Origin of the sequence: Mesorhizobium sp. ES1-1 (assembly GCF_020164785.1) — a bacterium.
In the GTDB taxonomy this organism is placed as follows: Bacteria; Pseudomonadota; Alphaproteobacteria; order Rhizobiales; family Rhizobiaceae; genus Mesorhizobium.
In genome coordinates this window covers 119,009-146,007 of record NZ_JAIUGX010000006.1, presented here as the reverse complement: position 1 = coordinate 146,007, position 26,999 = coordinate 119,009, and the positions used below count along the sequence as shown (strand labels likewise).

Genomic DNA, 26,999 nt, shown 5'->3' with positions numbered 1-26,999 from the left:
TTGAATCTGCGAAAAAAGAACGAGATCCCGGTCGACGTCTATATTCCGTTCGTGGAAACCCTTTTTCGCGACGGGATGACGCTTTCGATCGGCATTCTCGCGCAGACTTTCCTGATTGGTCTTGTCTGGTGGAAAAATGGCGACCCGCTTTATTTGCTGGTCGCCATCTCGATGATTCTCGTCGGCATTTTCCGCATGAGAAATTTTCGAAAATACAACAGCATGCCCTCGCCGACGACTTGGGAAGAGGCGCACAAGCGCGAGAATGACTATATTTTTTATGGCTCCTTGCATGGTTTGACCCTGGGCGCCTTCTGCCTGCTTGGCATCTATTTCGCGCGCGACGAATTCGCCGAGATCGCCTCCGTCTGTTTGACGCTGGCCACAGCCACCTCCATCGCCGGCCGGAATTACGGGTCGCCGCGCATGGTCACCATTCTGACCCTTGCCTTGACGTGGCCGATCTCGCTGGGCTTTTTGCTGCGCGGCGACATCTATCACGTCCTGCTTGGACTGACGGCTGCGCCGTTCCTGTTCGCCATCCGGAAATTCGCCAACACGGTGCGCGATGTGCTCTTCGCGGCTGTGTCGGAAGAGAAGAAGGCCAATCGCATCGCGCAGCGCTTCAACAGGGCGCTCAACACTATGTCGCACGGCCTGGTCATGCTCGGTCCGGACGGGCGCGTGGCGGTGGCAAACGCCGAGGCGGCGCACCTGATGTCGCTCAAATCGCCGGACGCGCTGCTCGGCAGGTCGATACACGGTCTTTTGATGCGCGGCGTAGCCGGCGGCATGCTGGCGCCGAAGGATTGCCGCTATATCGAGGCGCAGCTGACGCGCGCGTTGCGCGAAGGCCGCGACCGCAAGGTTCTGGTTTCCCTGGCCAATGGCCAGCACTACGAGTTCTCGGCCCGCGAAGGCAGCCAGGAACTGGGCGTCATCACCTTCGAGGATGTTACCGCCCGGGTCGAAGCGGAAGAAAAGATCCGCTTCATGGCGCGCTATGACAATCTGACCGGCCTGCCCAACCGCGCCTATTTCCACGAACTGGTCGCCGAAGCCATGGCTTCAGGCGACCGTGACCGTCTCTGCGCCCTGGCTGTGCTCGATCTCGACGATTTCAAGAGTGTGAACGACACGCTTGGACATCCGATCGGCGATGGATTGATCTACGCCGTCGCCGAACGGCTTGCCGCCATTGCCAGTCAGGGCATCAATGTGAGCCGTTTTGGCGGCGACGAGTTCATGATCTTCTTCGATCGCGTGGAGGACCAGAGCGACCTGACTGGCCGGCTCGACGAGATTTTCACCTCCCTGCAAGGGGAGGTAGACGTGGCGGGTCACGGGCTGCGTATCCAGTCCAGCGGCGGCGCCGTCCTGTCGCGTGTCGGGGATACGGATGTCGACGCCATGATCGTCAAGGCGGACCTGGCGCTCTACAAGGCCAAGGAATTGGGCAAGAACGGCTGGCGGCTGTTCGAAGCCTCGATGGACGCGGCTTTCCGCAACCGCCAGCTGATGAAGGCCGACCTTCGCGGTGCTGTGGAAAGCAGGAGCCTGCGGGTGGTCTACCAGCCGATCGTGGCGATGAGCACCATGCGCATCGCCAGTTGCGAAGCGCTGTGCAGGTGGGATCATCCCGATCTCGGCCCGATCTCTCCAGGCATCTTCATTCCGTTGGCCGAGGAAATGGGCATCATTTCCGAGATCAGCACCTTCGTGCTCGATGCGGCCTGCACGGAATGCGCCAAATGGCCGGACCAGACGAGCGTCTCGGTCAATCTGTCCGCCAAGGATTTCCGCAGCCGTGACGTCGTCGAAAAGGTTCGCGATGCGCTTGTCCGCTCCGGGCTAGCTGCCGGTCGGCTGGAGATCGAGGTCACGGAAACGGCGCTGCTCGACGACAAGTCGCTGACACGGCAATACATCGAGGAACTGAAGAAACTTGGCGTGCGCATCGCGCTCGACGATTTCGGCACCGGCTATTCGAGCCTGAGCTATTTGCACAAGCTGCCGCTCGACAAGATCAAGATAGACCGCTCGTTCCTGATGGACGTCACGCAGAACAGACGTTCGCTCGAACTGCTCAAGGGCATTGTGAACCTGTCGCGCCCGCTTGGGCTCTCCGTCACTGTGGAGGGCGTCGAGACCTTCGAGCAGCTCAAGATCCTGGCGCTCGAGGTCAAGCCCGACCTGGTGCAGGGATTCCTGTTCGGATCGGCGCTCAGCGCCTCCGGCATCGAGACGATGTCCAGTACCGTGTGGCCGTTTGCAAAGGACATCCAGACGGCCAGGAAAACGATACGTCGCTGACCGCACGTCTCCGCGGCGTCGTGAACTTCATTCCGTCGAGCACTCTGCGGCGTCGGAGCTGGATCGTCCCTCGCTCCGGCAATCTTGCGCCGGCATCTTTGCGCCAGCATTGGAGAGCAAGAAAACGATAGGATTTTAGTAATATTCTATTGAATGTTAACCTTAACAGATGGTAAACGATCGCCTTTCCATTTTCATCTTTACATCGCATAACCCCGTCGTAGTGTCGGTTGGGGGCGGTAGTGTACGGGGAATGAGTAGATGATTGTGCAGTTGAGTTCGGTTCGCTCCATAGCGGACCCGGACGGCAAGGAGGCCTCGGACAGCATGTCCGGCTTCGCCCGCAACGTCTCCGCGATGCTTGAACGGACTGAATATCGTCGGTGCGACAAGGGCGAGGATCTCGAGGATATCTACCGCCTGCGTTACAAATCATATCGCTCCAACGATATGGTGCCCGACAACGAAAATCAGACCATCCACGACGAACTCGACGAGACGCCGAATGTCTATCGCTTTGGGGTCTATATCGACCAGGAGCTGATCAGCACGCTTCGAATTCATCACGTCACGGCGGCTACGCCTATGTCGCCGTCCACAAAGGCCTTTGGCGACATCGTCATGCCGATGCTTGCGGACGGACTGAGCTTCATTTGCCCCAGCCGGTTTGCGTCAGATCCCGAATGGTCGCGCATCTATCCGCAGATCCCCTATTTGACGCTGCGGCTTGCCGGCATGGCGTGTTTTCACTTCAACGCGCCCTATTGCCTGTCCACCATTCGTGAGGACCACGCCGGCTTCTACAAGCGCATCTATTACTCCGAGAAGATCAGCGAGCCACGTCCGTATCCCGGCGTCTTCAACAAGGTCGTGCTCTACCGCGCCGACGTCAACGCCATCCGGGAGCGGTCCCTGTCGCGGTTTCCCTTCTTCCGCTCGACGCCAATGGAACAGCGCATGCTGTTCGACAGGCCGCACGCAGGGGAACTTGCGCCTCTGACGATCCTGCCGACCGCGAAATATTACCACGAAGCCGCGTGAAAACGCGCAAGCGCGCGATTTCAGGCGAGCGGAGAAGGAGCCTTTGGGCGCCTTCAGCGTTCTCGATCATGCCGAGGGCGGTATTCACTTCAGCCCATGGCTTGGAAGCCTGGTAAAGGAACACGACATGCACATTTCCCAGCTCGCCCTGACCCCGCTCATTTCGCTGATCGCGGGCGTACTGATCCTGGTCATGCCAAGGCTGCTGAACTACATCGTCGCTCTTTACCTGATCGTCGTCGGGCTGCTCGGACTGTTCCCGCAACTCGCCGGCTGACGGCGCTCCAGGCGGACTGGACCTGCCCGCCCCGCCGGTGGACGACAGCCCGTGAACTTTTCGCGCCGGCGTGACCCTGGTTACCGTAACGGTCCCACGCCCCCGCTCCGACGGCTGAAGATCATCCGTGATTACTCCTCGAGGCGCTTGACGGCCGCGGTGCGGCAAGAGCGCCATTGCTCTCGGCGCGGCTTTTCGCTATGTGCCTGAAAGATGTCTTCGAAGGGGTACTTCCATGGCTGATCACTCGGCGAACGGTCCTGTCGAACTGGGCGCGAAGATGGACTATGCCGAGCACGACCGCACCTATGCGGGGTTCCTCGCGCTGGCCAAGTACGGTTCGCTTTTCTGCGCGGCCCTGCTTCTGGCGATGGCTTTCGGCTTCTTCGCTGGCGGTTTCTTCTCGGCGACAATCCTGTTCGTTCTGATTCTGGCCGTCGGCGCCTTTCTCCTCCGATAGAAGTCTCCGACACCAAGTCCACGGCGCCGCCGCGAGGCCGGTCGGCGTCCCGCGGGAACAGTTTCCGGCCGAAAGGATCATGCGGTGGGGCAGACGGTTTTCATCCCTCGTGAACTCGATGGCAACGAGCCTCGAGTGGCGGCCTCGCCTGATACGGTGAAGCGACTGACCGCACTGGGTTTCGATGTCGTCATCGAGACCGGCGCCGGCACACGGTCGCGCATTCCCGACGAGGAGTTCGCCAAGACGGGCGCCTCCATCGGCAACCCTTCCGATGTCGCCAAGGCCGATGTCGTGCTTAAGGTGCGCCGGCCAAGCGAAGCCGAGCTCAATGGCTACAAAGCCGGAGCGGCCGTCATCGCCATGATGGATCCCTACGGCAACGATGCCGCAGTCGCGGCCCTTGCCAAGTCCGGTGTCACCGCCTTCTCGATGGAGTTCATGCCGCGCATCACGCGCGCCCAGTCGATGGACGTCCTGTCTTCACAGGCCAACCTTGCCGGCTACCAGGCGGTGATCGACGGCGCATCCGAATACGACCGCGCTCTGCCGATGATGATGACGGCGGCGGGCACCGTGCCGGCGGCGAAGGTCTTCATCATGGGCGTGGGCGTCGCGGGGCTGCAGGCGATCGCAACCGCGCGCCGGCTTGGCGCGGTCGTCACCGCTACCGATGTGCGCCCCGCCGCCAAGGAGCAGGTCGCTTCCCTCGGCGCGAAGTTCCTCGCCGTCGAGGACGAGGAGTTCAAGGCCGCCGAGACGGCCGGCGGTTACGCCAAGGAAATGTCGAAGGAATATCAGGCCAAGCAGGCGGCACTCACCGCCGAACACATCGCCAAGCAGGATATCGTTATCACCACGGCGCTCATCCCCGGCCGGCCGGCGCCGAAGCTGGTCTCGGCCGCGATGGTTGCGTCGATGAAGCCCGGCTCCGTGCTCGTCGATCTCGCCGTCGAGCGCGGCGGCAATGTCGAGGGCGCCGTGGCGGGGCAGGTTGTGACGACCGCCAACGGCGTCAAGATCGTCGGCCATCTCAACGTGCCGGGCCGCATCGCCGCATCCGCGTCCCTGCTCTATGCGAGGAACCTGTTCGCTTTCCTCGAGACGCTGGTCGACAAGACGACGAAGACGCTGGCCATCAATCGCGATGACGATCTGGTCAAGGCGACCATGTTGACCGACGGCGGCAGGATCGTCCATCCGGCCTTCGCCAAGGCCGACCCGCAGCCGCATGTCGAGCCGGCGGCGATCCCGGCCACGACAATGATTGCCGATGCCGAAGCGGCCTCCGCCATGGTGGCCACCGGGCAACCGGCCGAGTCGAAATCGCCCTCGTCGAAGCCGGAAGGGACAGCGTGATGGATCAGACCCTGCAGAAGGCGCTCGACCAGCTCGATCAGGCAAGCGCTGCGGTCCGGATGGCGGCGCACGATATGGCGACCGCGCCCGGCGCCGCCGATGTGGCCGGCGGTGCCGCTCACGCTTTGTCGGGTGGCGCAATCGACCCCTTCGTCTTCCGCTTCGCGATCTTCATCCTGGCGATCTTCGTCGGCTATTACGTGGTCTGGTCGGTGACCCCGGCGTTGCACACGCCGCTCATGGCGGTCACCAACGCCATCTCATCTGTCATCGTCGTCGGCGCGCTGCTTGCCGTCGGCATCGCCGCCTCGGGCATTGCCGCGGGCTTTGGCTTCGTCGCGTTGATGCTGGTCTCCGTAAACATCTTCGGCGGCTTTCTCGTCACCCAGCGCATGCTGGCCATGTACAAGAAGAAGGACAAGTAGAGCGCATGAACGCCAACTTCGCCTCCTTCCTCTATCTCGTCTCTGGCGTCCTGTTCATCATGGCGCTGCGCGGCCTGTCGCATCCGACCACCAGCCGGCAGGGCAATCTCTACGGTATGGTCGGCATGGGCATTGCCATCGCCACCACGCTGGCGCTGGCGACCCCATCGGCCGGGCGCTTCGGGATGATTGTGCTTGGGCTGGCCATTGGCGGCGGCGTCGGTGCCGTCACCGCACGGCGCATCGCCATGACTTCAATGCCGCAACTGGTCGCCGCCTTCCACTCACTCGTCGGCCTTGCCGCCGTGATGGTCGCGGCCGCTGCCATCTACGCGCCGGAAAGCTTCGGCATCGGCACAGACGGTGACATCCATGCTCAGGCGCTGATCGAGATGAGCCTGGGCGTGGCTATCGGCGCCATCACTTTCACCGGTTCGGTCATCGCCTTCCTGAAGCTCGACGGCCGCATGTCGGGCAAGCCGATCATGATCGGCGGGCGACACGCGATCAACGCGGCGCTTGGCGTCGCGCTGATCGTCCTGATCGTTCTGCTCGTGGCCACCGAATCCAAGCTGGTGTTCTGGCTGATCGTCGCGGCATCGCTGGTTTTGGGCATCTTGCTCATCATCCCGATCGGCGGCGCCGACATGCCGGTCGTCGTCTCTATGCTCAATTCCTATTCCGGCTGGGCGGCGGCCGCGCTAGGCTTCACGCTGGGCAATCTGGCGCTGATCATCACCGGCGCACTGGTCGGTTCATCAGGCGCCATCCTGTCCTACATCATGTGCAAGGGCATGAACCGAAGCTTCATCTCTGTCATTCTCGGCGGCTTCGGCGGCGAGACGGCGGCGGCAGCCGATGACGGTATCGAGCGGACCGTCAAGCAAGGTTCGGCCGACGACGCCGCCTATTTGATGATGAACGCGCAGAAGGTCATCATCGTGCCGGGCTACGGCATGGCGGTTGCGCAGGCCCAGCATGCGCTGCGCGAAATGGCCGACAAGCTCAAGGCCAATGGCGTCGATGTCAAATACGCCATCCACCCGGTGGCCGGCCGGATGCCCGGCCATATGAACGTTCTGCTCGCCGAAGCCAACGTGCCTTACGACGAAGTGTTCGAACTCGAAGACATCAATTCGGAGTTCGCGCAAGCCGATGTCGCCTATGTCATCGGCGCCAATGACGTCACCAATCCTTCGGCGCGCGATGACAAATCCTCGCCGATCTATGGAATGCCGATCCTCGATGTCGACAAGGCTCGCACCTGCCTTTTCGTCAAGCGTTCCCTTGGCTCGGGCTATGCCGGTATCGACAACACGCTGTTCTACAAAGACGGCACCATGATGCTGTTGGGCGACGCCAAGAAGATGACCGAGGAAATCGTCAAGGCAATGGATCACTGAACCGCGCAAACGGCGGTCCACCCCTCCAAACGAAAAGAGCCCGGTTCATCACCGGGCTCTTTCATGTCTGGATGCATGGGCTTCAACGGGTGGTGATGAAAACCGCTTCCTCATCGTCGCGTTGCCTGCCGCCAAGAGCCGCAGCCGCACTGGCGATGAAGGCACCGATGACAAGCGACAGGGCGCCGAGCAGGGCGAACGTTGCGCTTGCCTTGCGGGCGGCGTCGGCTGCCTGCTTGGCCTTGACCTTGGCGTCCTCCACCTTGGCGACCATCGCATCGACACGGGCCTTGGCATCAGCCTCGGAAAGCCCGGTGCGAGCAGCGACCAGTTGTGCCAGGTAAGTCTTGTCGTCGGCGGAGATTTCGCCTGCGACGGCGCTCGCCATCAGAATGCGGGAGGCCTGTCCGGTCGCTGCTGCATCGCTGTCGCCGTTCGCTGCGGCAAGCCGTGCCGGGTCGGCCGGGCGAAACAGGGAGTCGACGAGGTAGGACGTCGCATTGTCCGCAGTAGCACTATTCGCGTTGGCCGAGGCTCCGGCCGAAGCACCAAGCGCAGCGCCCGAAGCTACCGTGGAGACCGCTTGCACGCCGGTGCCGAGCGCGGAGGACAAGGCAGAGCCTAGAAGCCCTACGACCAGCAGCGTGGCCAATGCCCATGCAAGGAAGCCGTGGGCCGTGTCACGGAAATAGACTTCGTCTGTGTGAACGCCTACCCATTTCGTACGCAGGCGCCCGGCCAGATAGCCTCCGACACCGGATGACAGCCACTGGACGATCACCAGCCATATCGCCGTCGACACCGCGAAAGTCGTGATCGAAGCGCCGGAACCGGACCATGGCGAAACCATCGTGAGGCCAAGCCCGGAACCGAGCAACATCAGGATGAAGGTCAGTGTGGAAGCCGCGAAGGCGCCCGCGATGATCGGTCCCCAGCTGACGGCGGTGGACGACGATTCCGTCGAGGCGGATACGTCGACATCCGATAGGGTGGACTGCATCTCTGCCCCCTACCGTACGAACAGCATGATAAGGATGATGATCGGAATCGGAATACCGAGCAACCAGAGCAAAATTCCACGTCCCATGAAGGCCTCCTGTGAGAAATTGTGATCAATGCTTTCACAATGTCTTTCAGAGGGTTCCGTTCCGGGCGCTGGTAAAATGATTGATTGGCACAGCACGGAACCAATCCCGTGCCGCCTGCGGCAGCCAGGTCGATCGCCAGATCAGATATCCAGATTGGCCACCGACAACGCGTTGTCCTGGATGAACTCACGCCGCGGCTCGACCTCATCACCCATCAGCCGGGAGAACAGCGAATCCGCGTCCGTCGCGTCATTCACCTTGACCTGGAGCAGCGAGCGCACATTCGGGTCGAGCGTGGTTTCCCAGAGCTGTTCGGCATTCATCTCGCCGAGACCCTTGTATCGCTGCATGGTCAAGCCCTTGCGGCCGGTCGCGAAGACGGCGTTGAGCAGCGCCAGCGGCCCCGAAATCGTCTCGGCGACATCCTTGCGGCGCAGGACCGGCGGCACGTCATAGACCTCGCTGAGGCGTGGCGCATAGCGATCGAGCTGGCGCGCATCGGCCGAGTTGATCAGCGCCAGGTCGAGATGCGCATATTCCTTGACGCTGCGCACCGTGCGCTCGAACACGTAGCCGCCGGCGCCTTCGTTCGATGTCGACATGCGTCCGGTCCAGCCGCGCTCGGTGTCCTCGGCGATGATGTCCAGTCGCTTTGCCACTCGATCCGCCATGGCGTTGGCGCGACCGAGATCGGTGAACACATCTGGGTTGAGGCCGCCGGCGATCGCCGCCTGCTCCACCACGCCTCTGTTGTAGCGCGTGTGCAAGCCGTTGATGAGTTGGCGTACGGCCAGCGCGTCGTCGATCGCGCCACGCAGATCCTGGCCGGTGCGCACCTCGCCGGAGCCAAGCGAGAGCGACGCCTCCTCAAGCCCGGAACCGATCAGGAATTCCTCGAACGCCGCCTCGTCCTTGATGTATTGCGAACTCTTGCCACGCGTCACTTTGTAGAGCGGCGGCTGGGCGATGTAGAGATGGCCGCGCTCGATCAGTTCCGGCATCTGCCTGAAGAAGAACGTCAAAAGCAGGGTGCGGATGTGGGCGCCGTCGACGTCGGCGTCGGTCATCAGGATGATCTTGTGGTAGCGCAGCTTGTCTGCGTTGAACTCGTCCTTGCCGATCGAGGTGCCAAGCGCCGTGATCAGCGTGCCGATCATGTCGGAGCCGAGCATGCGGTCGAAACGGGCCCGCTCGACGTTCAGAATCTTGCCGCGCAACGGCAAAATGGCCTGGTTCTGGCGCGAACGGCCGCCCTTGGCGGAGCCCCCGGCGGAATCGCCCTCGACGATGAAGATCTCGGATTTCGCCGGGTCGCGTTCCTGGCAGTCCGCCAGCTTGCCGGGCAGGGAGGTGACGCCGAGCGAACTCTTGCGGGTGATGTCGCGGGCCTTGCGTGCAGCCTCGCGCGCCGCGGCAGCCTGGATCACCTTGTCGATCACCACCTTGCCTTCGGTTGGGTGTTCCTCCAGCCAGGTGCCGAGCGCCTCGTTGACCAGGCCCTCGACGACGGGACGGACTTCCGACGACACCAGCTTGTCCTTGGTCTGCGACGAGAATTTCGGATCCGGAACCTTGACCGACAGCACAGCCGTCAGGCCCTCGCGGCAATCGTCGCCGATCAGCGAGACCTTTTCCTTCTTGGTCAGTCCCGAAGACTCGCCATAGCCGGTGATCTGTCGCGTCAACGCTCCACGGAAGCCCGCGAGATGCGTGCCGCCATCGCGCTGCGGAATGTTGTTGGTGAAGGCCAGGACGTTCTCATGGTAGCTGTCGTTCCACCACATCGCCACTTCCACGGTGATGCCGTCACGCTCGGCCTTGATGGCGATCGGCTTCTCGATCAGTGGTTTCTTGACCCGGTCGAGATATTTGACGAACTCTTCCAGCCCGCCATCATAGTGCAGCTCATGGCGCACGATGTCGGCATGGCGCGCATCGGTCAAAACGATGCGCACGCCGGAATTGAGGAAGGCGAGTTCGCGCAGCCGGTGCTCCAGCGTGCCCAGGTCGAACTCGACCATGGTGAAGGTTTCGGCGGACGGGAAGAAGGTGATCTCGCTGCCGCTGCGGCCCTCATACGTGCCCGGTTGCTTGTCCTGCTCGTAGCTGCCCGTCGCCTTCAGCGGCGCGTCGGCATTGCCATGCGTGAAGCTCATCTCGAAGATCTGGCCGTTGCGGCGAATCTTGAGCTTCAGCCATGCCGAAAGCGCGTTGACCACCGACACGCCGACGCCATGCAGGCCGCCCGAAACCTTGTAGGAATTCTGGTCGAATTTGCCGCCCGCATGAAGCTGGGTCATGATCACTTCGGCCGCCGAAATGCCTTCGCCGGTATGGATATCGGTTGGAATGCCACGGCCATTGTCGATAACCGTCACGGAGCCGTCGGGGTTGAGCGTCACGGTGACGAGGTCGGCATGACCGGCTAGCGCCTCGTCGATGGCGTTGTCCACCACCTCGTAGACCATGTGATGCAGGCCCGATCCATCGTCGGTGTCGCCGATATACATGCCGGGGCGTTTGCGGACAGCGTCCAACCCCTTCAAAACCTTGATGGAATCGGCGCCGTACTCGGCGTCGGCGCCATTGGTGATCTCGTTCTGGTCGCTCATGAAAACCTGTTGTCTGGATGCCGCTTGCACAGCGCGAAAAACCGGCCCCGAATCGCGCCTCCGATATTGCCTAGATATAGGCGCGAAAGGCGGTTTTTCCAAGGTTTACGGGCATTTCCAGGCCGAATCTCGAGACTTCAGCCGGCTATTTTTTTCGAGCTTCGAACTTGGCCAGAAGGTTGCGCAGATAGGGGATCATGGATTTGTCCCTGGGCGCCAACCGGCCCGTGCGGTCGAGTTCCAACGTAAGCTCCAGAGCCTTGGCCAGAGCGACCTTCGGTTTCCTGGCCACATAAGCGTAGTTGATATAGGCCTGCACCAGGTCGAACTGCCAGATCGCATTGTCGGGATCGGACTTGGCCAGGCGCTGTCGGATTTCGAGGCTGGCCTCGAAGGCTTTCCGTGAGCCGTCGAAATGGCGCTGCTTGGTCTCCAGCATGCCGATTTCGGCAAGCGTGATCGACAGGTCGCGCTGCCAACCCGAATTGGCCGGGTCGAGCCTGGCTAGCCGGTCGGCGATGGCAAGACTGTCCTGATAGTTTCGCAGGGCGCCGCTGACATCGCCTTGCGCATCGAGCACGCCGGCAACCTTTTCCAGGCAGACCGAAAGGTCGCGCTGCCATTCGCTATTCCCCGGATCGGCGGCGGCCAGTTCGCGCGTCATAGCCAATGCCTGCTGATACGAATTCAGCGCTGCCGGCCAGTTCTGCTGGTCGCTGAGCGCATTGCCGATCTTGCCGTAACTGATCGACAGATCCCGCTTGAGATCGGTATCGTTAGGGTCACGGCGCACCAATTCTTCCGCGATCGTCCGGCTTTTCGTGTAGGCCGCGACCGCAGCTGTCACGTCGCCGCGCTCTCGCATCACGTCGCCAACCCTTTCCTGGCTGACGGCGACGGAGCGCTGGCGCTCGGGATCATCGGGTCTGTCCTCTGCCAGTGCGAGCCGGATCCGCAGACTCTCTTCAAAGGCCGTCTGCGCCGCGTCCAACTGGCCGGTGGTCCGGGCGAGGTCGCCGATTTCATCATAGGTAATCGTCAGGTCGCGCAGCAGAAGCGCGCTGTGCGGCGCAGCATCGGCCAGTTTCTGCTTGATCGACAGGCTCTTTTGATAGGCCTGGGCAGCGGCGCCGACATCGCCTTGCGTCGCCAGAACATTGCCGATCTTGTCGTGGGCCATGGCCAGGTCGCCCAACCAGTCTTTGTTGTCGGGCATGGCCGCGGTCAGGCCCTGCAGCATGTCCCTGGCGGCCTCGTAGTTCTCAAGGGAGCTCGGCAGATCGCCCTGCGTCATCCTTATGTTGGCAAGCTTGATATGGCTGATGGCGAGATCGCGCTTGACGCTCGGGTCTGTTTCTTGACGCGATCGCTGCTCGAGGTTGGCCATCAGGGCGGCAAAGGCATGACCGGCCGCCTCGACGTTACCCACCGTCGTATAGAGAACGCCGAGTTCTTCCAGAGCGCGGCTCTGGCGATCCGCCTGTTCCAGGGTAAGCGAGGTCTGACCGGCTTCGCCATAGAGTGCCAGCACGGATTCGTAGTCACTGATGGCGGTGGCGTAGTCGAGTTCGGCGCTCGCCGCGCCACCGGCCAGAAAACGCGTCGCGGCTTCCGACAGGGTGCGGCTGACGAAATTGACCTTCAGCGCGTTGCGGGAGACATTGTCGATCTCGGCGGCCCTGGCAAGGATCGTGCGGGCGCCCTCGAAGGCGCCGAGCGTAAGCTGTTCATCGGCCTGGCGGCGCAGTTCGCTGACTTTCGGGTCGTCGGAGGCGAGGGTCTTCATCTCGCCCCGCACCTTGACGAAGGCGTCGGCCGCCTCGCGCAACCGGGCATTCAGGCTGTCCGTCGAAAGATGGGCGGCATCTGCGCTGATCAGCGCCCCGTAGAGCGGTGCCAGCGGCATGTCGGCATCGCTGGCAATCTGTTCCACCTCGCCGCGCATCTGCGGCGTCACGTCGGCCATGGCCAGCAAAAGCCGTTCGCGTTCGGGCAATTTTTCCTTGGCCTCGGCGGCAAAAAACAATCTCGGCAGGCCGCTCTCGACATAAGGCAGCTGCTTCCCGCGAGACAGATCGTAGACCTCCTGCTGCACCAGCGTCAGCACCGAGCGTATTTCGAGGCCGTCCGTGCCGAGATATTTGGCCAGCGCGGCCGTGAACGGCGAATTCTGTCCCGTGCCGTCGGCTGCCGTCTCGCCCGGCGCTGCCGAGAAGGCAAACAGGATGTTTTCCGCGCGGCCGATCCTGCCGAGACCCGGTTTGACCTTGTCCGATATGTCCTTGGCCAGCGAGGTCGCGCCGCGCCCTTCGCTGCCGCCGCTCGCCGAGAACGGATCGTTGCGGCAGGCGTCGAGCACGATCAGCCCGACCTTGGCGGTTGCCGCGACGGCCTCGCGCACCTCTTCCAGCGGCAGGCTCGTCTTGTCCAGCGCCTCGAGCGAGGAAGCGTCGGCATCGACCGGAAGCAGCCGATTCTCCCCCGAGATTTCGACGCCATGACCGGAAAAATAGACGAGCGCCACGTCGGCGCCCTTGGCATCGTCGCGGAAATCGTCGAGGGCGCGCCGCATGCGCTTGAGGTCGCGGTTGGATTCCAGCACCACCTCGAAGCCCAGCGTCTTCAGCGCGGATCGCATTGCCTCGCCGTCATGCACGGGGTTGGCGAGCGGCCGGACCAGCCGATAGTCGTCCTCTGCCACCACCAAGGCCACGCGCCGCTCCGCCGCTTCGGCGGCGGTGGTCGCGAAGATCAGCAGCGTCGCTAACAGCAGGCGCAAGTGAACCGCCCCCCGGCTGGTTGATCGGCGAGAACATTCCACCTCTTTGCGGCTTGAGCAAGCCGCGCTCTTGGTCGAAGCGGACCGTTCAAGCGGTCCGCATCGGCTTCAGCGCCTGGCTCCAGCGCAGCAACTCGTCGAGCATGGTCCTGGCGCCGGCCTGGACCTGTTCGCTGGCTTTGAAAGCGCCATGCTCGTCGAGCATTGTTTGATACATCGGCAGCGCGACGCCTTCTGAGATTGGCATGACGCCGACCGCGGCGAGCAGGGGCTTGAGAGACTGGGCCGCGCGCATGCCGCCCGATACGCCGCCATAGCTCAGGATACCGGCGGCCTTGTACTTCCATTCCCGCGACAGATAGTCGATCGCGTTTACGATCGCCGGTGCTACGAAGTAGTTATATTCCGGCGCCACGAACACGAAGGCGTCGGCGGCGTCGATCGCCTTCGACCATGCCTTAGTGTGCTCGTTCTGGTAGTTGCCGAGCCGCGGATGATGCGGCTCGTCCAGCACCGGCAGGCTGAAAGCGTGGATATCGGTCAGCACCGGTTCGAATTTGCCGTGCTCGCGCGCGAAAGTCTCCAGCCACTGCCCGAAAACAGGCCCGGCGCGGCCGGGCCGCGTACTGCCGATGATGATGTTCAACTGATGTTTCAAGGTGGGCTCCTTTTGCCTGGCGGTATCTGTTGGTGACTGTCACTAAGGCAGCGCGCCTCGTTGGACAAGGCAGGGCACGGCCACCGGCCGTCACGATCGGATGAACAGCCTGTCTGGTTCGGGCCTGCCAGGTCTTGCCGCCTGCCGTTCCGTCACATGGACGCCTGCATTGTCGGTCACTACATTGAGTGAAGCAGCGGAGCACTTCATGGACGCACAGCCCGCCCCCTTCGTTCCACCGGCGCCGAAGCCGCGCACGACGCCGCCCTCGACGCTGGAGATGATCCGCATTGTCTACCGCAATCCGCTCGAATTGTGGGGCGAACTCACCTACAACGAGCCGTGGGTTTCGGCCAATGGCGTTGGCGGCCATCTTATCGTCGCCAATGATCCGGGCCTCATCCGCCATGTGCTCGTCGACAACGCCAAGAATTACAAGATGGCGACGGTGCGCCAGAAGATCCTGCGCCCCATCCTGCGCGACGGGCTGCTGACCGCCGAAGGCGAGGTCTGGAAGCGCTCGCGCAAGGCGATGGCGCCGGTTTTCACGCCGCGCCATATTTTTGGCTTCGCCCAGCCGATGCTCAAGCGAACACGGGAGTTCGTTACCCGCTACGAAGCGGGCGGCACATCCGATATCGCCCATGACATGACGCTGCTGACCTACGATATCCTGGCTGAGACGCTGTTCTCCGGCGAGATATCGGGCGAGCCAGGCAGCTTCGCTCACGAGATCGACCGCCTTTTCGAGACCATGGGCCGTGTCGATCCGCTTGACCTGCTGCGCGCGCCCGACTGGCTGCCGCGCCTGACGCGTATTCGCGGTCGCAAGACCATGGCCTATTTCCGCAAGATCGTCACCGACACGGTCAAGATGCGCGAGGCCAGGTTCAGGCATGATCCCGAAGGTGTGCCGCAGGATTTCCTGACGCTCCTGCTGAAGGCCGAAGGACCCGACGGGCTGACGCGGGCCGAGGTGGAGGACAACATCATCACCTTCATCGGCGCCGGTCACGAGACCACGGCGCGCGCGCTTGGCTGGACGCTTTATTGTCTCGCGGAATCGCCTTGGGAGCGCGCCAGGGTCGAGCGGGAGATTGACGAGGTGCTGGCGCGCGAACCCGATCCGACCAAATGGCTCGACGCCATGCCGTTCACCCGGGCTGCCTTCGATGAGGCCCTCAGACTCTATCCCCCGGCGCCGTCGATCAACCGCGAGCCGATCGAGCCTGAGACGTGGAAGGATCTTTATATCCCCAAGCACGCGGCCGTGCTGGTCATGCCCTGGGTCGTGCATCGCCACCGGAAGCTCTGGGACCGGCCGGATGCCTTCCTGCCGGAACGCTTCCACCCCGGAAACCGTGAAAAGATCGCTCGCTTCCAGTATCTGCCGTTCGGCGCTGGGCCGCGCGTCTGCATCGGCGCCAGCTTCGCCATGCAGGAGGCGATCATCGCGCTCGCCATCCTCCTGTCGCGCTTCCGCTTCGATACCACGGCCGAGACAAAGCCGTGGCCGGTGCAGAAACTGACCACACAGCCGCAAGGCGGACTGCCCATGCGGGTCACGCCACGCTAGGCATGCCGATATTCAGGTGGTGCCGACCTGCTTCCGGTGCTCACGCAACAAGGGTGCGCTCCGCTCGGTTCTCGTAACGCACCATTCTGGCTCGGCTTTGACCGGAATCTCAAACGGTCTAAAACTTATGCTACGGGCTTGCGCTGCTGGAACTGACCGGCGGCGCGGAAGCGCCAGAGATAGCTCGGCAGGATCGTCGCCAGCGATTGCGGCTGGATGCCCAGCCCGGCAAACGTCCGTTTGGCCTGGATCGCCTCGTCGGAGACGACATTGTGCTCGCGCAGCTGCATCACCTGGTCCTTGGTCAGCAGCGGATTGGGCAGCAGGCCGAGGATGGAGGCCTGGATGTTGGCCAGCCACCACGGCACCGGCACCAGCAGGCGCTTGCGCTCGATCACTTCGAGCAGTTCTTCCATGCATTCCTTGAAGGTCAGCACCTTCGGACCGCCAAGCTCGTAGATCTGGCCGCCGTCAACCTTGCCGTCGACCGAACGCGCCACCGCCTCGGCGACGTCGCCGACATAGACCGGCTGGAACCTGGTCTGGCCTCCGCCGATCAACGGCAGCACCGGCGAGTAGCGCGCCATATTGGCGAAGCGGTTGAAGAATTCGTCCTCCGGGCCGAAATTGACGGATGGCCGGAAGATGACGGCGTCCGCGACCGTGTCCAGAACGGCCTTTTCGCCAAGCGCCTTGGTGCGCGCATAATCCGATTCGGAATCCGCATCGGCGCCGAGCGCCGAAACATGTGTAAGGCCGGCGCCCACCGAGCGGGCTGCTTCGGCGACGGCGCGTGCACCGAACTCGTGCACGGCGGAAAATCTCTGCCGGCCGCCCTGATGCAGGATGGCGACCAGATTGACGACATGGTCGGCGCCTTGCACCGCACGATCGACCGACCACCGCATGCGCACATTGGCTTGCACCGCTTGGATCTGGCCGACATTGCCCAGCGGCTGCAGGTGCCCGGCAAGATCGGGGCGCCTGCACGCCACTCTGACGCGATAGCCGCGCTTGGCCAATGCGCGCACCACGTGGCGACCGACAAAGCCCGATCCGCCAAAGACGACGACCAGCTTTGGGGTCTGCAGGATTTCGGTCATGGCTGGCTCCGGCGCTCGCAAGCTTGGCTGAAGCCGTTTCATAATCCGTTTCGCGCTAAAGGCAAAGGGGACGCGTCGTCGCTGTCTCCCTTGTTTCAACAGTGTCAGAATGCCTTGCCGATGCGGGCGTCGACCGAATGACGGTTGCCGCCGCGAATGACGAAGAACAGCAGGATCGCGGCCCACAGACGCGATAGACATTCTGTAGGAAATCGCAGAAAACCCCGTCTAAGCGGGGTTTTCCGGGTGACATCATTGCGAAGCCAGGGGCCGACGGAGCGGCCTGACCTGAGACGGTATCAGGAGGGCGTGAAGCAAGTACGCCCACCCCAGCCCTGAACATCCGACATGGTGCCACCAACCTTCTTGCAGGCCGCGATGAAATCGGCGCTGCAGCTGGCGAATTTTGCGTGACCGTTCTTGCAATAATGATCCTCGGTGGCTCCGCCGCTCGGGGCCGTAATGCTGCCGGGAGCGGCCGGTTTCACCGGAGCTGCCTTCAGATTGGCCGCCTGAGCGGCACCCATGAACGAGCCGAGAAGAAGAACCGCGGTAAGCATGGTGATCTTGGTGTTGGTCATGACTATTTTCCTTTTTCGGTTGAGTTTCCGAGGCGCGGAAGGAACATCCTCCGCGTGAAGCAGGCTTTCGCTTTCGATTTGCTGTTTCCCCCGGTGTGGATCGGGCAAGCTCGCCTTGCCCTGGACAAAGGTGGGTCGTCGCGACGTGCAGAAAGGTTCAGCGGCGCGCGCAAAAATCACTCCCTGCCGCGCGAGGGGCAGGGAGGGGCTAGATAACTATTTGATAAGTAAGTCTATTCAGGCAGAGTAGCGGGCCGCGAATTCGGAAATGCGCTCCACCACGGCCTTGGACGCGGTGATGCCGCGTGCTTGCGCCTTTTCGGCGGCTTCGGCTCGGGACCGCCCTGGCACGTGCACGCCGAAGCGCCGCCGCAGCCGATCGAGCTGATCCCGCATCCGCTGTTCGAAGTCAGGGTCTAGCAGCTTGGGCTCGATCGCCAGCACGAACAGTCCGGTTCCGGGGCTGTACGGCCCGCCGGTGAACGAGGGCGCATCGAGCGACCAGTTGGCGCCAGACAGGCCGGCCGCCAGCACTTCGACCATCAGAGCGATGTTGGCGCCGCGCTGGCCGCCGAAGGCAAGCATGGCGCCCTTCATGGCGGCGGCCGGATCGGTGGTCGGGTTGCCGTTGGCGTCCAGCGCCCAGCCCTCCGGGATGGTCTCGCCATCCTCGGCGGCCTTGCGGATGTTGACGAAAGCGGTGGCGCTCGAAGACTGGTCGATGACCAGTGGCGCGCCATCGGCTGCGGGCGCCGCAAAAGACATCGGATTGGTGCAGTAGACCGGCTTGACCGAGCCCGAGCCCGCAAGCATGGCGGGCCCATTCGTCGCGGCGAACGAGACCATTCCCCGCGCCGCCAGCCGTCCGGTGAAATAGCCGAGCGCACCGCACGTATAGGCGTTCTTCTGCGAGAAGATGGCGACGCCGAACAGCTTCGCGGTCTTGACGAGGTCCTCGATTGTGCGGTCGAAGCCGGTATGGGCGAGCCCGCCGCGCGCGTCGGAGAGATAGATCGCCAACGCGGGCCGGCTGATCACCGGGTCAGCATTGCCATCGATGCGTCCGGCTTCCAGCCCTTCCAGATAGTCGATGAAATGCGACAGTCCGACGGTCGAAAGTCCTTCCGACTCGGCGGCGATGATCGACGCGGTCAGCGATTGCGCCGCTTCCTCGTTTGCGCCGGCGCCGAGCGCCGCCATCCGGCATAGGCCTTTTGCCTGGTCGAGACTGAGTTGCATCGGATAGTTCCTGAGTGAGTAGGGATTGGGGATAGCGAGCAGCTAGTGCCAGTTGTCGGCTATCGTGTGTCCCGAGTCCCAAAACAACTACTCGCCATTCGCTCTATCCAATTTTGTTGGGAATCCGGGCCGCTATCCTGCCGAAGGCGAAGACCAGGATGCCGGTGATCGTCATGTAGATCAGGGCCAGCAGCAGCAGGGGTTCATAGGTCAGGTAGGTGTCCTGCCGCACCTTGGACGAAACGGCGAAGATGTCGATGACGCTGATCGTGGCCACCAGCGGCGTCGACTTCAACTGCAGCACGGTTTCGCCGGTCAGCGTCGGCAACGCCCGGTAGATGGCTTGCGGCAGCCAGATGCGCCGGAAAATCTTCCAGCGGCTCATGCCGAAGGCGCGCGCCGCCTCGAGCTGTCCTTTCGGCACGCCGGCGAAGGCACCGCGCATCACCTCGCCCTCATAGCCGGCGAAAGAAAAGGTCAGCGCCAGCACGCCATAAGGCCAGGCCTGCCGCAGGTAGGGCCACATCCAGGACCCGCGAATCCAGGGATATTGCGGAAACAGCGAGCCCAGTCCGTAATAGAGAAGCCATAGCTGGATCAGCAGCGGCGTGCCGCGGATGACCGTGCAGAATGCCTTGGCGGGTGCCGCGAACCAGAAGGAGCCGGTGGCCTGCGCCAGGCCGAGCGGCACGGCCAGAAGAAAGCCCAGCACGCAGGTGACGGCCAGTATCCACAGCGAGCGCCAGATGCCGGCTAGACCCATTTCATAATACTGCGGCAGCCAGTCCCAGCGCATGAAGAGAATGGCCGACAGGACGAGGCCGATCGCGATCAGGATCAAGACAATGCGGTGCGGTCGCAGCCATAGGGACGTCCTCGCCGCAACATCGATGATGGCCGTCTCATTTGCCATCAGGGCGCTTCCTTCAGCGAAGGCATGCCGCGGCGCGACCAGGCTTCGACGCGTCCGATGACGAGGTTCGAAATCAGCGAAACCAGCAGGTAGAGTGCACCGGCCGCGACGAAGAAGGTGAAATAGGCCTTGGTTACGCCGGCGGCCTGCCGCGTCGCCAAAGCCAGTTCGTAGAAGCCCACGACCGCCAGCAGCGCTGTGTCCTTGGTGGCGATCAGCCAGAGATTGGCAAGCCCCGGTATGGCGAAGGGCAGCATGGCCGGCAGCGTTATGCGCCGCAGCATCAGGCCGGGAGACATGCCGTAGGCACGGGCGGCTTCGATCTGTCCTTGCGGTATGGCCAGGATGGCCCCGCGTATCACTTCCGTCGAATAGGCACCCTGGACAAAGCCGAGCACAGCGATGCCTGCCGCCAGGCCGCTGATGTCGATGCGCTGATAGCCTATCGCCGTCAGTGCCTTGTTGATGAGGTCGGTTCCGGCATAATAGAGCAGCAGGATCAGCACAAGTTCGGGCACAGCGCGAACGATCGTGGTGTAAACCGCCAGCAGATCGCGCACCACCGGCCCGCCATAGAGCTTGCCATAGGCGCCGCCCGTGCCGATCAGCAGGCCCAGGACCGTGGCGCCGAGCGCGATCTCGATGGAATGGAGAAGCCCAAGCAGCAGGGCGCCGCCCCAGCCCGGCGGAGTGGGCGAAAGCAGGTCGATGATGCCGGCCGCGGAGGCCGAAAGAAATGCGTCGATCAGCGTCGCCCCCGAATTGCTGGCGCCCGCCGCTGTCAGCTCCGCTCAGCGGAAAGCGTGCGTGGACAGGTCAGGCGAGACCGCACGGCGCAAGGCCGTGCGGATTTCGTTCCTGCGCCGGCGACGGTCAGTTCGCCTGCTTATCGCCGCCATAAATATCGAAATCGAAGTATTTCTTGGTGATCTCGGCATATTTACCGTTGGCTCGGATTGCCTTGATGCCAGCGTTGATCTTTTCCTTGAGAGCCGTGTCTTCCTTGCGCACGCCGGCGCCGACGCCAGGCCCGAGCACCTCGTCGTCCGGCTCGACCATGCCCTTCAAGTCGCAGCAGGCCTTGCCCTGGTCCGATTTCAGGAAGGCGTCGAGTGCGATCGAATCCGCTTGAACCGCATCGAGACGGCCGGCGGCGAGATCCTGATTGGCCTCGTCCTGGGTTTGGTATTCCTTGATTTCCGCCGCGGTTGGGCCGAAATGCTTCTTGGCATAGGCCGCATGGGTGGTCGACACCTGCACGCCGAGCACCTTGCCCTTGAGATCATCGGGCGTAGCGCCGAACTTCTGGTCCTTCGGGCCAATGATGGCTGTCGGCGTGTTGTAGTACTTGTCCGAGAAGTCGATCGTCTTCTTGCGCTCCTCGGTGATCGACATCGAGCCGGCGATGAGGTCGATTTTCTTGGTCGTCAGCGCCGGTATGATGCCGTCCCAGGCGACAGGCGTGATGACGCAGTCGAGTTTCTCCTCAGCGCATACGGCCTCGATGAATTCGATCTCCCAGCCCACCCATTTGCCCGACGCATCCGGCGAGGTGAAGGGCGGATAGGGCTCGGCGGCGACGCCAACCTTGACCGGATCGGCCTTGGCCGCGCCCATGGCGGCGACGCCGAGCAGCAGCGCTGCGGCGAATGTCTTCAGCACGGTGTTCATGTAACGACTCCCAGTTGTTGGTTCCCGGACTTCTCCGCCCCGAGCTTTCCTAGCCGATGTTGCGGATGAACTGTTTCAGCCTGTCGGACTTTGGCGCACCGAAGATCTGCTCGGGCGGGCCTTCTTCCTCGACCTGACCATTGTAGAGGTAGACGACATGCGTCGCGACCTCGCGGGCGAACTTCATCTCATGGGTGACCAGGACCATGGTCCGGCCCTCGCGCGCCAGGTCGCCGATCACCCTCAGCACTTCGCCGACCAGTTCCGGATCGAGCGCCGAGGTCGGCTCGTCGAACAGCATCACGCGCGGATTGATGGCCAGTGCGCGCGCTATCGCCGCGCGCTGTTGCTGACCGCCCGAAAGATAGGCCGGGTAGACGTCGCGTTTCTCAGCCAGGCCGACGCGGGCAAGCAGCTTTTCGGCCTCGGCGATGGCGACGTCGCGCTTGACGCCAAGCACGTGCACCGGCACCTCGATGACGTTCTCGATCAGCGTCATGTGGCTCCACAAATTGAAATTCTGGAACACCATGCCAAGCTTGGAGCGGATACGCTCGATCTGCTTGCGATCGGCCGGAACCGTGTGGCCATGGCTGTCGGCCTTCAGCTTGATCTCTTCGCCATTGACGCGGATGATGCCGCTGGTTGGATTTTCCAGGCAGTTGATGCAGCGCAGCAGCGTCGACTTGCCCGACCCCGAGCCGCCGATGATGGCGATCACCTCACCGTCTCGCGCCGACAGCGATACGCCCTTCAGCACATGCAGCTCACCGAACTTCTTGTGCAGGTTCTCGACATGGATGGCTTCGGCGGCGCCTTTTTGCGCCATGTGTTTCTGTGCGGATGCGGCGCCTGGAGCCGTCATGCCTGCGACGCCCCGTGGAGCGGCCGAGCCCGTCGCTGCTGGTATCTTTTACCCATTACCCGTCACTGGACAGAGTTCCCATTCTCAAGATGGACCGTTCCACTTGCCTCCGTCAACCGTGCTTTTTTGGACCATTGATCATGGCTTGCCGAGTGGCTATTGGCAGGTGAGGGCTTTTCAGGAGAGTTCATTGGACAGAGCTTACGGGTCGCAGTCGATGGCCGGGCCGTTGAAGCGTGTGCTGATGCGCTCCTCCACTAGCGCCATGCGACATGCCAAGGCGCAGGAATGGCATTACGGCCAAGGTTTCGATGCGCGAAAAGCCGCTGTCCAGCATGAACAGCTCACCAGCATGATCGCGGCCTCGGGCGCCGAGATCGAATGGTTGACGGATGCCGATGACGGGCTGGCCGACTCCGTCTTCACGCATGATCCCTCACTGGTGACCGATCAGGGCGCGGTCATCCTGTCCATGGGCAAGGCGCTGCGCCGCGCCGAACCGGCTCTGCACGAAGCGGCCTACATCAGGATGGGCGTGCCTGTCCTGGGCCGCATCGATCCTCCCGGCCAAGTGGAAGGCGGCGACTGCGTCTGGGTCGATGCGAACACGCTGGCTGTCGGTCGTGGCGTGCGCACCAATCAGGATGGCATCCGGCAGCTTTCGGACCTGCTCTCGCCCAAGGGCATCTCGGTTCATAGCTACGACCTGCCGCTTTGGCAAGGCGAGGAAGCCTGCCTGCACCTGATGTCGGTGATCAGTCCGCTGGCAGACGACCTGGCCCTGGTCCACGCACCGCTTCTGCCGGCCGCCTTCTACCAGATGCTGCGTGCGCGTGGCATCCGGCTGGTCGAGGGCGACCCCGACGAGTTCATGGCATCCAACGGGCTCAGCCTCAATGTCCTGCCGACGGCGCCGCGCCAGGTCATCGCGGTTGCCGGCTTTCCCAGGACGGCGGCCGCCATGCAGGCGGCCGGCTGCACGGTTTCGACCTTCGAGGCGGACGCGCTCTGCATTGCTTGCGAGGGTGGCCCGACCTGCCTGACGCGGCCGGTGCTGCGCCAATGACAAGCGCCGGGGCTGCCACCGTCACCACCGTCGGCGAAGCCCTCATTTCGCTGCTTGAGGCGCATGGTGTCGATACCGTGTTCGGTATTCCGGGGGTCCACACGGTCGAGCTCTACCGGGGCTTGGCGCGCTCGAAAATCCGCCACGTCACGCCCCGCCACGAACAAGGCGCCGGCTTCATGGCCGATGGCTATGCGCGCGCCAGCGGCAGGCCGGGCGTCGCCTTCGTCATTACCGGGCCTGGGCTGACCAACGCGATCACCGCCATGGGGCAGGCGCGCGCCGATTCTGTGCCGATGCTGGTCATATCGGGCGTCAATGCCACGCCCACCCTGGGCAAGGGCCTGGGCTATCTGCATGAACTACCCGACCAGCGCGGCATGATGGAAAAGGTGGCGCTGTTTTCGACGCGCGTCACCGAGGCCGGTGAGCTTCCGGGCGCGCTCGCGCGGGCGTTCGCGCTGTTTTCATCGTCGCGGCCGGGCCCGGTGCATATCGAGATCCCGACCGACGTCATGGTCAAGCCGGCCCAAGGCTTAGCCGCCATGCTGGGCAATGCCGCACCGCCGGAGCCGGACGCCACGGCGATCGCGAGCGCCGCAAGGCTCGTCGCCGCTGCCCGCCGTCCGGTCATCCTGGCGGGCGGCGGTGCAAAGCGCGCCGAAGATCCGTTGAGGCGTCTGGCCGAGAGGCTGGGAGCGCCCGTCATCCAGACAGCCAATGCGCGTGGCCTGCTGCACGGCCATGCGCTCTGCGTGCCGGCAAGTCCGAGCCTGAAGGCGGTGCGGGCGCTGATGGCGGAGGCCGATCTGGTTATCGCCGCCGGCACGGAATTCGGACCGACCGACTATGATGGCTACGGCGACGGCGGTTTTGTCCTGCCCGCCAACCTGATCCGCATCGATATCGGCGCCGACCAGCTTGTCCGCCGCCGCGTAACGGTCGCGATCCACGCCGATTGTGGCGAGGCGCTCGAAGCGCTGCTCCTGCAAACCAGCGCCGTCGCCGGCAGCGAGAGCGGCGCGGCCCGCGCAGCAGCGACGCGCGAAGCTGCCTTTGCCGAGCTCGCGCCAGTGATGCAGGCGCAGGTGCGCGCCGTCGAGATGATCCGGGATGAACTGCCCGGCTCGATCATCGTCGGCGATTCCACACAGCCCATCTATGCCGCCAACCTTTATTACGACCATGATCGTCCGGGCGGCTGGTTCAACGCCGCCACGGGGTTTGGCGCGCTTGGCTACGGTCCACCCGCGGCGATCGGCGCGGCCATCGCAACGCCTGACGCGCCGGTGGTCTGCCTGACCGGCGATGGCGGCTTCCAGTTCACGCTGCCGGAGCTGGGTGCCACGCTCGATGCCGGCGCGCCGGTCATTTTCGTCGTCTGGAACAACAGAGGCTATCGAGAGATCGAAACCTCGATGCTCGATGTCGGCGTCGAGCCGGTCGGCGTGTCGCCCGCGCCGCCGGATTTCTGCAAGCTGGCCGAAGCTTACGGCATCGGCGCGCAGCGGCTTGCCGATATCGGCGACCTGCCGCGGGCATTGCGTGACGCTCGGGCGACCGGGTTGCCGCGCGTCATCGAAATCACCGTCGACTGAGTCGGAGACCTGCGTCGGTTTGCCAGCATGCTCCGTCATTCGCCGGGTAAGCTCCCGCCCGGGACGGATGACGGCAACGGTCGCGCCGCCTATGCGCGCCCACTCATGCAAAGTCGCGACAGCTGCCATGTCGAGATATCGGTTGAGTGATCGCGCAAAAGGCGCGACGCTTCGCGTCGGGCGCGGCAATCAGCATAATCATAAGAAAATTTCAGGAGCGGTCCAAAGGATGACGGAAACACTTCAGGGAAGGCATATCGTCGTGACCGGCGGAACCGGAGCGCTGGGCGGCGCGGTCGTCGGCAAGCTGCTGGACGAGGGCGCGATCTGCCATGTACCCAATGCCCACGCCACGGCGCCGGCCCATTTCCCCTTTGCCATGCATGACAGAGTCATGCTGGCGCACAATGTCGACCTCTCCGATCCCGCCAAGGTCGAGGCATTCTATAGCCAGGTTCCGGGCCTGTGGGGGTCGATCCATCTGGCTGGCGGCTTTGCCATGGCGCCGGTGGAAAAGATCGAGTCGGCATCCTTCGCCGAGATGATGGACACCAACGCGCGCACCGCCTTCCTGTGCTGCCGCGCAGCGATCCGCTCGATGCTGGCGTCGGACACGGCCGGCCGTATCGTCAATATCGCCGCGCGCGCGGCACTGGAGCCACGCAAGGGCGCCGGTGCGGTCGCCTACGCGGCCAGCAAGGCGGCGGTGGCGGCGATGACGGTGGCGATGGCCGAGGAGCTGAAGCACAAGGGCATACTGGTCAATGCCGTGGCGCCGTCGATACTGGACACGCCGACGAACCGGTCAGACATGCCCGACGCCGATTTCACCAAATGGGTCAGCCTCGAGGCAGCCGCCGAAGCCATCGCCTATCTTGCCTCGCCCGCCAACCAGGCGATGAGCGGCACGCTGGTGCCGCTCTACGGCCGCGCCTGATCGCGATCAAGCCCTGTGTTGGCCGGCCGGTGCTTTAAGAGCGATCCGCATGAAAGATGTTTTGAGGTTGCCCGACGGCAAACCCGACAGCGCTATAGAAGGTTCGAGGCGCCGGCCTCGATGACCTCGACCTCGTCGCCGATCGAGATCGCGCCGGCATTGTTCGGGATCGCGTTCTGGCCGAAGATGGTGCCGCCTTTCGAGGAGCGGTGGAGACGGCCAAGGGTTCGCAGAGGCTCGCTCGGGTCCGGCTGCTCGCCGCTGAGGGGGTCGCGGGTGGTGATGACGCAGCGCGAGCAGGGTTTTGCGATCCGCATGACGACCGGGCCGACGCGGATCGTCTTCCAGCTGTCTTCGGGCCACGCGCCCACAGCGTCGACGACGACGTTTGGCCGAAAACGCGCCATTCCGACGGGGCTGGCAAGATGGCCGTTCAAGTGGTCAAGCGAACCCTTTGTGGTCACCAGCAACGGGAAGCCGTCGGCAAAGCTGACATGGTCGCCGGGCAGGCCAAACTCCGGGTCGACCGGCCGGTTTTGCGGATCGTCGGAATAGACGAGGTCGACGGCCTCCCCGAGAATCGCCGACAGATAGGCGCCGGCTGCCGGATCGGCCGTTCGCGCCGCAACCGTATCCTTCCAGATCTTGACAGTTCGGGGCGTGGCGCCGGGAACCTCGACGATAAGGGAGCCGTGCTCTGCATGTTTCAGCAGAATGCCCGTGCCGCGAGGCTCGACGTCGATCGTCGTCATGGAAGGTATCTGGCGGATGGTCAGGAAGCGTCCATCCTTGTCGACGACCATCCAGCGGCGGTCCCCTTCCATTCCCATGGTCTCGATAGTGGCGCTCCGCACGGCATGGCCGCGCAGGCTCTTGACCGGATAGCGATAGAGTCCAACGACCTTCATGCGCATGGCCCTGTTGCCGAAGCGTGGAGTTGAAGGGATTGCGCCGCCATTGTCTTGTGCCAGCATCACGAAATGAAAAACCCGCGAGCCTTTCGGCCCGCGGGTTGCTTGGTTCGGGTCGCGCCGG

The 26,999-nt window shown here is 63.3% G+C and carries 23 protein-coding genes and 1 pseudogene; 11 read left to right on the top strand and 13 right to left on the bottom strand.

Features of this window, described 5'->3' with window-relative positions; all coding sequences use genetic code 11:
- The 7 genes from LB513_RS12405 to LB513_RS12375 all read left to right on the top strand — a co-directional run bounded on the left by LB513_RS12405 (position 1) and on the right by LB513_RS12375 (position 7,278).
- A complete protein-coding gene (locus LB513_RS12405; protein ID WP_224663796.1) occupies positions 1–2,313 on the top strand; it encodes a putative bifunctional diguanylate cyclase/phosphodiesterase in 2,313 nt (770 codons plus the stop codon).
- A gap of 261 nt (positions 2,314–2,574) precedes the next feature.
- Complete coding sequence (locus LB513_RS12400) at positions 2,575–3,354, top strand: N-acyl amino acid synthase FeeM domain-containing protein (protein ID WP_224663795.1); 780 nt, start codon at positions 2,575–2,577, stop codon at positions 3,352–3,354.
- Between the two features lie 127 nt (positions 3,355–3,481).
- Entirely contained in the window at positions 3,482–3,631 is a 150-nt protein-coding gene (locus LB513_RS12395; RefSeq protein ID WP_224663961.1) for a DUF3096 domain-containing protein, read from the top strand.
- Between the two features lie 235 nt (positions 3,632–3,866).
- A complete protein-coding gene (locus tag LB513_RS12390; protein WP_224663794.1) occupies positions 3,867–4,091 on the top strand; it encodes an aa3-type cytochrome c oxidase subunit IV in 225 nt (74 codons plus the stop codon).
- A gap of 84 nt (positions 4,092–4,175) precedes the next feature.
- Positions 4,176–5,450 (top strand): Re/Si-specific NAD(P)(+) transhydrogenase subunit alpha, encoded by a 1,275-nt coding sequence (locus LB513_RS12385; protein WP_224663793.1) that lies wholly within the window; start codon positions 4,176–4,178, stop codon positions 5,448–5,450.
- On the top strand, positions 5,450–5,875 hold the full coding sequence (locus tag LB513_RS12380; protein ID WP_263482092.1) for an NAD(P) transhydrogenase subunit alpha: 426 nt from the start codon (positions 5,450–5,452) through the stop codon (positions 5,873–5,875). The genes LB513_RS12385 and LB513_RS12380 overlap by 1 nt, the downstream gene beginning before the upstream one ends.
- A gap of 5 nt (positions 5,876–5,880) precedes the next feature.
- Positions 5,881–7,278: an NAD(P)(+) transhydrogenase (Re/Si-specific) subunit beta gene (locus LB513_RS12375; protein ID WP_224663791.1), complete on the top strand. Its 1,398-nt coding sequence runs from the start codon at positions 5,881–5,883 to the stop codon at positions 7,276–7,278.
- Between the two features lie 82 nt (positions 7,279–7,360).
- Here LB513_RS12375 and LB513_RS12370 read toward each other — a convergent pair whose 3' ends face one another.
- The 4 genes from LB513_RS12370 to LB513_RS12355 all read right to left on the bottom strand — a co-directional run bounded on the left by LB513_RS12370 (position 7,361) and on the right by LB513_RS12355 (position 14,415).
- A complete protein-coding gene (locus tag LB513_RS12370) occupies positions 7,361–8,278 on the bottom strand; it encodes a hypothetical protein (protein ID WP_224663790.1) in 918 nt (305 codons plus the stop codon).
- A 228-nt stretch (positions 8,279–8,506) separates the two neighbouring features.
- Positions 8,507–10,978, bottom strand: a complete 2,472-nt coding sequence (gene gyrB / locus LB513_RS12365; RefSeq protein ID WP_224663789.1) for a DNA topoisomerase (ATP-hydrolyzing) subunit B — start codon at positions 10,976–10,978, stop codon at positions 8,507–8,509.
- A 145-nt stretch (positions 10,979–11,123) separates the two neighbouring features.
- Positions 11,124–13,757 carry a caspase family protein gene (locus LB513_RS12360; RefSeq protein WP_224663788.1) on the bottom strand — a complete coding sequence of 878 codons (2,634 nt, stop codon included), beginning with the start codon at positions 13,755–13,757 and terminating at the stop codon, positions 11,124–11,126.
- 88 nt (positions 13,758–13,845) lie between these two features.
- The gene (locus tag LB513_RS12355; RefSeq protein WP_224663787.1) at positions 13,846–14,415 is read right to left on the bottom strand and encodes an NADPH-dependent FMN reductase; all 570 of its coding nucleotides are present in this window, start codon (positions 14,413–14,415) and stop codon (positions 13,846–13,848) included.
- A gap of 208 nt (positions 14,416–14,623) precedes the next feature.
- Between LB513_RS12355 and LB513_RS12350 the strand changes: the two genes are divergently transcribed.
- Complete coding sequence (locus LB513_RS12350; RefSeq protein ID WP_224663786.1) at positions 14,624–15,991, top strand: cytochrome P450; 1,368 nt, start codon at positions 14,624–14,626, stop codon at positions 15,989–15,991.
- A gap of 125 nt (positions 15,992–16,116) precedes the next feature.
- Here LB513_RS12350 and LB513_RS12345 read toward each other — a convergent pair whose 3' ends face one another.
- The 8 genes and pseudogenes from LB513_RS12345 to LB513_RS12310 all read right to left on the bottom strand — a co-directional run bounded on the left by LB513_RS12345 (position 16,117) and on the right by LB513_RS12310 (position 22,327).
- The gene (locus LB513_RS12345; RefSeq protein WP_224663785.1) at positions 16,117–17,094 is read right to left on the bottom strand and encodes a complex I NDUFA9 subunit family protein; all 978 of its coding nucleotides are present in this window, start codon (positions 17,092–17,094) and stop codon (positions 16,117–16,119) included.
- Between the two features lie 104 nt (positions 17,095–17,198).
- Positions 17,199–17,288, bottom strand: a pseudogene (locus tag LB513_RS12340) (DoxX family protein); the annotation flags it as partial.
- Positions 17,289–17,393: 105 nt separating this feature from the next.
- On the bottom strand, positions 17,394–17,675 hold the full coding sequence (locus LB513_RS12335; RefSeq protein ID WP_224663784.1) for a hypothetical protein: 282 nt from the start codon (positions 17,673–17,675) through the stop codon (positions 17,394–17,396).
- A 237-nt stretch (positions 17,676–17,912) separates the two neighbouring features.
- Positions 17,913–18,914 (bottom strand): Ldh family oxidoreductase, encoded by a 1,002-nt coding sequence (locus LB513_RS12330; RefSeq protein ID WP_224663783.1) that lies wholly within the window; start codon positions 18,912–18,914, stop codon positions 17,913–17,915.
- A 103-nt stretch (positions 18,915–19,017) separates the two neighbouring features.
- Complete coding sequence (locus tag LB513_RS12325; protein ID WP_224663782.1) at positions 19,018–19,827, bottom strand: ABC transporter permease; 810 nt, start codon at positions 19,825–19,827, stop codon at positions 19,018–19,020.
- Positions 19,827–20,540 carry an ABC transporter permease gene (locus LB513_RS12320; protein WP_224663960.1) on the bottom strand — a complete coding sequence of 238 codons (714 nt, stop codon included), beginning with the start codon at positions 20,538–20,540 and terminating at the stop codon, positions 19,827–19,829. Before LB513_RS12320 ends, LB513_RS12325 begins: the two co-directional genes overlap by 1 nt.
- Before the next feature lie 160 nt (positions 20,541–20,700).
- Positions 20,701–21,498 carry a transporter substrate-binding domain-containing protein gene (locus LB513_RS12315; RefSeq protein WP_224663781.1) on the bottom strand — a complete coding sequence of 266 codons (798 nt, stop codon included), beginning with the start codon at positions 21,496–21,498 and terminating at the stop codon, positions 20,701–20,703.
- Between the two features lie 49 nt (positions 21,499–21,547).
- A complete protein-coding gene (locus LB513_RS12310; RefSeq protein ID WP_224663780.1) occupies positions 21,548–22,327 on the bottom strand; it encodes an ABC transporter ATP-binding protein in 780 nt (259 codons plus the stop codon).
- 253 nt (positions 22,328–22,580) lie between these two features.
- On the opposite strand from LB513_RS12310, the gene LB513_RS12305 reads away from it, so the two are divergent.
- From LB513_RS12305 to LB513_RS12295, 3 genes are all read left to right on the top strand, one after another.
- Entirely contained in the window at positions 22,581–23,429 is an 849-nt protein-coding gene (locus tag LB513_RS12305; protein WP_224663959.1) for a dimethylarginine dimethylaminohydrolase family protein, read from the top strand.
- The gene (locus LB513_RS12300) at positions 23,426–25,027 is read left to right on the top strand and encodes a 5-guanidino-2-oxopentanoate decarboxylase (protein WP_224663779.1); all 1,602 of its coding nucleotides are present in this window, start codon (positions 23,426–23,428) and stop codon (positions 25,025–25,027) included. The genes LB513_RS12305 and LB513_RS12300 overlap by 4 nt, the downstream gene beginning before the upstream one ends.
- A gap of 229 nt (positions 25,028–25,256) precedes the next feature.
- Complete coding sequence (locus LB513_RS12295) at positions 25,257–25,964, top strand: SDR family NAD(P)-dependent oxidoreductase (RefSeq protein WP_224663778.1); 708 nt, start codon at positions 25,257–25,259, stop codon at positions 25,962–25,964.
- Positions 25,965–26,056: 92 nt separating this feature from the next.
- On the opposite strand, the gene LB513_RS12290 is transcribed toward LB513_RS12295, so the two are convergent.
- Complete coding sequence (locus LB513_RS12290) at positions 26,057–26,872, bottom strand: MOSC domain-containing protein (protein ID WP_224663777.1); 816 nt, start codon at positions 26,870–26,872, stop codon at positions 26,057–26,059.
- Between the last annotated feature and the right edge of the window lie 127 nt (positions 26,873–26,999).

Coding starts and splice junctions, on each gene's coding strand:
- LB513_RS12300 (WP_224663779.1), top strand. CDS start 23,426: ATGACAAGCGCCGGGGCTGCCACCGTCACCACCGTCGGCGAAGCCCTC.
- LB513_RS12290 (WP_224663777.1), bottom strand. CDS start 26,872: ATGAAGGTCGTTGGACTCTATCGCTATCCGGTCAAGAGCCTGCGCGGC.
- LB513_RS12315 (WP_224663781.1), bottom strand. CDS start 21,498: ATGAACACCGTGCTGAAGACATTCGCCGCAGCGCTGCTGCTCGGCGTC.
- gyrB (WP_224663789.1), bottom strand. CDS start 10,978: ATGAGCGACCAGAACGAGATCACCAATGGCGCCGACGCCGAGTACGGC.
- LB513_RS12390 (WP_224663794.1), top strand. CDS start 3,867: ATGGCTGATCACTCGGCGAACGGTCCTGTCGAACTGGGCGCGAAGATG.
- LB513_RS12380 (WP_263482092.1), top strand. CDS start 5,450: ATGGATCAGACCCTGCAGAAGGCGCTCGACCAGCTCGATCAGGCAAGC.
- LB513_RS12330 (WP_224663783.1), bottom strand. CDS start 18,914: ATGCAACTCAGTCTCGACCAGGCAAAAGGCCTATGCCGGATGGCGGCG.
- LB513_RS12345 (WP_224663785.1), bottom strand. CDS start 17,094: ATGACCGAAATCCTGCAGACCCCAAAGCTGGTCGTCGTCTTTGGCGGA.
- LB513_RS12305 (WP_224663959.1), top strand. CDS start 22,581: ATGGCCGGGCCGTTGAAGCGTGTGCTGATGCGCTCCTCCACTAGCGCC.
- LB513_RS12375 (WP_224663791.1), top strand. CDS start 5,881: ATGAACGCCAACTTCGCCTCCTTCCTCTATCTCGTCTCTGGCGTCCTG.
- LB513_RS12335 (WP_224663784.1), bottom strand. CDS start 17,675: ATGACCAACACCAAGATCACCATGCTTACCGCGGTTCTTCTTCTCGGC.
- LB513_RS12395 (WP_224663961.1), top strand. CDS start 3,482: ATGCACATTTCCCAGCTCGCCCTGACCCCGCTCATTTCGCTGATCGCG.
- LB513_RS12370 (WP_224663790.1), bottom strand. CDS start 8,278: ATGCAGTCCACCCTATCGGATGTCGACGTATCCGCCTCGACGGAATCG.
- LB513_RS12310 (WP_224663780.1), bottom strand. CDS start 22,327: ATGGCGCAAAAAGGCGCCGCCGAAGCCATCCATGTCGAGAACCTGCAC.
- LB513_RS12295 (WP_224663778.1), top strand. CDS start 25,257: ATGACGGAAACACTTCAGGGAAGGCATATCGTCGTGACCGGCGGAACC.
- LB513_RS12400 (WP_224663795.1), top strand. CDS start 2,575: ATGATTGTGCAGTTGAGTTCGGTTCGCTCCATAGCGGACCCGGACGGC.
- LB513_RS12325 (WP_224663782.1), bottom strand. CDS start 19,827: ATGGCAAATGAGACGGCCATCATCGATGTTGCGGCGAGGACGTCCCTA.
- LB513_RS12350 (WP_224663786.1), top strand. CDS start 14,624: ATGGACGCACAGCCCGCCCCCTTCGTTCCACCGGCGCCGAAGCCGCGC.